General features: G+C 68.9%; 4 protein-coding genes. 2 read left to right on the plus strand and 2 right to left on the minus strand.

Annotated features, from left to right (window positions below; all coding sequences use genetic code 11):
• The coding region (locus tag AC1D15_RS21465) for a DeoR/GlpR family DNA-binding transcription regulator (RefSeq protein ID WP_477827563.1) at window positions 1-358 on the plus strand (358 nt) is incomplete at its 5' end.
• A gap of 10 nt (window positions 359-368) precedes the next feature.
• On the opposite strand, the gene AC1D15_RS21470 is transcribed toward AC1D15_RS21465, so the two are convergent.
• Window positions 369-596, minus strand: coding sequence for a hypothetical protein (locus tag AC1D15_RS21470; RefSeq protein ID WP_477827564.1), 228 nt, complete (start codon window positions 594-596; stop codon window positions 369-371).
• A 225-nt stretch (window positions 597-821) separates the two neighbouring features.
• Here AC1D15_RS21470 and fusA point away from each other — a divergent pair, with 225 nt between their 5' ends.
• On the plus strand, window positions 822-2,882 hold the full coding sequence (fusA, locus tag AC1D15_RS21475) for an elongation factor G (protein WP_477827565.1): 2,061 nt from the start codon (window positions 822-824) through the stop codon (window positions 2,880-2,882).
• Between the two features lie 4 nt (window positions 2,883-2,886).
• On the opposite strand, the gene purT is transcribed toward fusA, so the two are convergent.
• A partial coding sequence (gene purT / locus AC1D15_RS21480; RefSeq protein WP_477827566.1) for a formate-dependent phosphoribosylglycinamide formyltransferase occupies window positions 2,887-3,792 on the minus strand: 906 nt, incomplete at its 5' end.

Genomic DNA, 3,792 nt, shown 5'->3' on the forward strand with positions numbered 1-3,792 from the left:
GATCGAGGTCGTGCTGATCGGCGGCCGGCTGTTCAAGCACTCGGTGGTGTCAGTCGGTGCCGGCGCGCTGGAGGCGATCGGCCGCATCCGGGCCGATCTGTACTTCATGGGCGTCACCGGCATCTCCATCGGCGCGGGGCTGTCCACCGGCGACCTGGAAGAGTCGCACATCAAGCGCGCGTTGATGACGCAGGCGGCCGAAACCTGGGTGCCGGCCTCGGCCGAGAAGCTGCAGAGCGCCTCGGCGTACACGATCGCGCCCTGCAGCGCCGCCACCGGGCTGATCGTCGACGGCGACACGCCGAAGAAGGCGCTGGCCGGGTTCGAGACGCTGGGCCTGGCGATCGTGCGGGCCTGAGCGACCTCCGTCACTGCTGCTTCTTGTAGGCCTTGTCCATCGGCGGCCCGCGGTCGGTGTCGACCAGGCCGCGCGACACGTCGCGGTGCGCCTGCTCGATGCGCGGGCGCGGCGTCTCGTCCTTCTGGCTCGACTCGTCGCGTTCGTGCGGCAGCTGCGGCTCCGCGTYGCGGTCACGCCGCACGGTGGTGTCGCTCTTTCGGCCGGTGTTGCGGCCGGAATCTGGCTGGGTGGTCATGACGGATCCTTCGGGCAAACGACCGTTGCCTGAAGGGTCACTGTGACGCGGACCGCTCGCGCCGGCTGTCGGCCACCGGTACCGCCTGCTGTAGGACACCACCATGCCCGGGATCGATGCCCTCCGCCGCGGCCGCGGGTGCCCCCGCTTGCCGCCGCCGGTGCGATCCACTAACCTCGATCGCCCCCTCACCGCTCAGCGCCTGTGGCGCGAAAGGAGAGCGCCATGTCAAGCCTATCGAATCCCGTGAACACCGGGATCGCGGCCATCCGGTCGCTCGCGCTGGTCGGCCAGACGGCATCCGGCAAGACCAGCCTGACCGAGGCCTTGCTGTGCAAGGCGGGGGCGATCGGCGCGCCCGGCAGCCTGGAGCGCGGCACGACGGTCAGCGATTTCGACCCGATGGAGCGCCGCGTGCAGCATTCGCTGAACTCGACGCTGATGCACTTCGGGCATGGCAGCGCGCAGATCCACCTGATCGACACGCCGGGAATGCCCGATTGCGTCGGCCAGTCGATGACGGCGCTGGAGGCGGTCGAGACCGCGGCCATCGTGATCAACGCGCAGACCGGCATCGAGATGATGGCCTCGCGCATGATGGACTGGGCGGCGCACCGCGGGCTGTGCCGCATGATCATCGTCAACAAGATCGATGCGCAGGGGCTCGACCTGCCGGACCTGGTCGCGAAGATCCAGGCCACCTTCGGCAAGGAGTGCCTGCCGCTGAACCTGCCCGCGGCCCAGGGCACCCAGGTGGTCGACTGCTTCTTCAATCCGTCCGGCGAGGCGGATTTTTCTTCTGTGGAGACGGCGCACCGCGCGCTGGTCGAGCAGGTCGTCGAGGTCGACCCCGGTTTCGTCGACCGCTACCTCAACGATGGCGACGTCGACCCGCGCGAGCTGCATGCACCGCTCGAGCAGGCGCTGCGCGAGGGTCACCTGGTCCCGATCTGCTTCGTCTCGGCGCGCAACGGCGCCGGCGTGGCCGAGCTGCTCGACGTGATCGACCTGCTGCTGCCGAACCCGACCGAAGGCAACCCGCCGCAGTTCTTCAAGGGCGAGGGTGCGGATGCGAAGGAGCTGCATGCGCAGCCGGATGCGTCGCTGCACGTGATCGCGCATGTGTTCAAGGTCACCGTCGACCCGTATGTCGGCAAGATGGGGATCTTCCGCATCCACCAGGGCACGGTCACGCGCGACAGCCAGCTCTACATCGGCGACGGCCGCAAGCCGTTCAAGGTGGGCCACCTGTTCATGCTGCAGGGCAAGGACCATGTCGAGGTGCCGCGCGGCATCCCGGGCGACCTGTGCGCGGTCGCGAAGGTCGACGAGATGCACTTCGACGCGGTGCTGCACGACGCTGCCGAAGACGACCACCTGCACCTGAAGCCGCTGGAGTTCCCGGTGCCGGTGCACGGCCTCGCGATCGAGCCGAAGCGCCGCGGCGACGAGCAGCGCATGTGGGAGATCCTGCAGAAGCTGGTCGACGAGGACCCGTGCCTGAAGGTCGAGCATGCGGCGAGCACGAACGAGACGGTGGTCTACGGCCTCGGCGAGCTGCACCTGCGCACGCTGCTCGAGCGCATGAGCGACACCTACAAGTGCGAGGTGTCGACGCGGCCGCCGCGCATCGCGTACCGCGAGACGGTGACCGTGCCGGCCGAAGGCCACCACCGCCACAAGAAGCAGAGCGGCGGTGCCGGCCAGTTCGGCGAGGTGTTCCTGCGCATCGAGCCACTCGCGCGCGGCGCGGGCTTCGAGTTCGTCGACCAGGTGAAGGGCGGCACGATCCCCGGCCAGTTCCTGCCCGCGGTCGAGAAGGGCGTGCGCCAGGTGCTCGACAGCGGCGTGGTCGCCGGCTACCCGGTGAAGGACGTGCGCGTGATCGTCTACGACGGCAAGCACCACTCGGTCGATTCGAAGGAGGTGGCCTTCGTGACGGCCGGCCGCAAGGCCTTCATCGATGCGGTGATGAAGGCCCAGCCGATCGTGCTGGAGCCGGTGGTGAAGGTGGAGATCACCGCGCCGGAGTTCTCGATGGGCGACATCACCGGCGACCTGTCGGCCAAGCGCGGGCAGGTGAACGGCACGCGCACGATGCAGGCCGGCAGCATCACGGTGCACGGGCTGGTGCCGCTGTCGGAGCTGAACGGCTACCAGGCGCGGCTGAACGGCATGACCGGCGGGCAGGGGCGCTACACGCTGGAGCTGAGCCACTACGAGGCGGTGCCGCCGTCGGCGCAGACCTTGCTGACCAGCCAGTACAAGGCGCGCGACGACGATTGACGGATCACGCCTCGCGGGGCTTCACCTTGCTTGCCGCCAGCTTGGCCTGCGTGCGCGCGACCTCGACATCCTTGTCGTGCACCAGCGCCACGCCCATGCGCCGCTTCTTGAAGCTCTCCGGCTTGCCGAACAGGCGGATGTCGCTGTTCGGCACGCGCATCGCGTCGGCGACGCCGTCGAACACGATGCCCTTGGCCTCGACGCCGCCGTAGATCACCGCGCTCGCGCCCGGGCTCTTCAGCGCAGTGTCGACCGGCAGCCCGAGGATCGCGCGCGCATGCAGCTCGAACTCGTTCTGCCACTGCGTGATCATCGTCACCATGCCGGTGTCGTGCGGGCGCGGGCTGACCTCGCTGAACCACACCATGTCGCCCTTCACGAACAGCTCGACGCCGAACAGGCCCTGGCCGCCCAGGTTGTCGGTGACCGCCTTCGCGATCTCGCGCGAGCGCGCCAGCGCGGCCRGCGTCATCGGGTGCGGCTGCCAGCTCTCGACGTAGTCGCCGCTGACCTGCACATGGCCGATCGGGTCGCAGAAGTGCGTCTCGACCTGGCCGCCGGCACCGAGCGCGCGCACGGTGAGCTGCGTGATCTCGTAGTCGAAGTCGATGAAGCCCTCGACGATCACGCGGCCGTGGCTGACGCGGCCGCCGGCCATCGCGTAGTCCCACGCGGTCTTCACGTCGGCCGGGCCGTCGATCTTGCTCTGGCCCTTGCCGGAGCTGCTCATCACCGGCTTCACGATGCAGGGGCGGCGATCGACGGCAAGAACAGTGATGGAATTGGCTACCCCTGCATCGTGAAGCCGGTGATGAGCAGCTCCGGCAAGGGCCAGAGCAAGATCGACGGCCCGGCCGACGTGAAGACCGCGTGGGACTACGCGATGGCCGGCGGCCGCGTCAGCCACGGC

The sequence above is a fragment of the Rhizobacter sp. P2_H2 genome, from assembly GCF_056403375.1.

Excerpts from the sequence above, each read along its gene's own strand:
- fusA (WP_477827565.1), top strand. The coding sequence starts at position 822 with ATGTCAAGCCTATCGAATCCCGTGAACACCGGGATCGCGGCCATCCGG.